This is a genomic window from Methylobacterium sp. J-030, assembly GCF_022829545.1.
Taxonomy (GTDB): domain Bacteria; phylum Pseudomonadota; class Alphaproteobacteria; order Rhizobiales; family Beijerinckiaceae; genus Methylobacterium.
The window spans coordinates 1-977 of record NZ_JAKSYM010000366.1; the positions used below are offsets into that span (position 1 = coordinate 1).

The 977-nt window shown below is 71.0% G+C and carries 2 protein-coding genes; both read right to left on the reverse strand.

Annotation, left to right across the window (positions count from 1 at the left end; translation table 11 throughout):
- A partial coding sequence (locus MKK75_RS28765) for a hypothetical protein (RefSeq protein ID WP_244045903.1) occupies positions 1 to 218 on the reverse strand: 218 nt, incomplete at its 3' end.
- Between the two features lie 66 nt (positions 219 to 284).
- Positions 285 to 866: a hypothetical protein gene (locus tag MKK75_RS28770; protein ID WP_244045904.1), complete on the reverse strand. Its 582-nt coding sequence runs from the start codon at positions 864 to 866 to the stop codon at positions 285 to 287.
- Positions 867 to 977: the final 111 nt, after the last annotated feature.

Genomic DNA, 977 nt, shown 5'->3' on the forward strand with positions numbered 1-977 from the left:
TCGCCCCAGTCGTTGGCCTGGCTCAACGATGGGATGGCGTTCCAGTCGATCACGGCCTGATCGCACGCTTGGGCGAGGGGCGCGGGGCGGGCAGGAGCCGCTTCGGGGGTGACCGGCTTGAACGCGGCCGTGCGGCTCGCCGTGGCGGCGGCGCGCTCCTTGAGGGCCTGACGGGACGAGTTTCGGCGGAACAGCGTGGACAGCTTGAGAGGGGCCATAGTCAGCCTCCAGGGATCACAGGATGACGGGAGGCGCGGCAGGGTGAGCGCCGCGCGGTGGCGGCGTCAGACAGTGGACGTGCTGTCGTCGGGGAGGTCGAACCGTTCGGCGGCGAGACGGCGAAGGTCGTCGAGGGCGCTTTCGCCCCACCACTCCCCGAGATGGTCCAGGGCGATCTTGAACAGGATGGCCGTCGGGGTCCGCATCGGAACGCGGTCGTAGTCCTCGACCAGCGCCGTCAGCTCCTCGTCGATAGCGTTGGCGGCCTCCCAGGCGGCGCCGAAACCGTTGGTCTGGCGGCGTTCCGAGACTTGATCCGCCCAGGCCCTGCGGCGGCCTTCATCGTGCGGTCCGGGGTAGCCGCCGTCTACGGCTTCGGCATCGATGTTGAGGCGGGTCATCTCGGTTTGCGCGGGGATGAGGCGGCGCAGGATCGGCAAGGCTGCCGGGACCAGGGCGAGAAATGCCACCTCCTTCGCGCTGGGCTGCTGCGTGCCGGCGATCACTGGCAGGGGCACGGCGACGGCTACCGTCCCGGCCACGACGGTCCGGCGGCTCAGGCTGCCGCGTAGGTCGTCGGCGCGCTCGCGCAGGGCGGCGCCCGGGTCGCGGCGGACCAGGTTCTTGAGGGAGGCACGGAAGGACATCGCGAAATCCTCGAGAGTTGAGGGCGCGGGCAGCCGGCCCGCTCGGGTGCGGGCTGGGTTCAGAGGAGCGAGGCGAGGCCGGTGAGCACCATGCCGCCGCCGATGATCGCG

Bases quoted from the DNA above. Each gene is read 5' to 3' on its own strand.
- MKK75_RS28770 (WP_244045904.1), bottom strand. From the start codon at position 866: ATGTCCTTCCGTGCCTCCCTCAAGAACCTGGTCCGCCGCGACCCGGGC.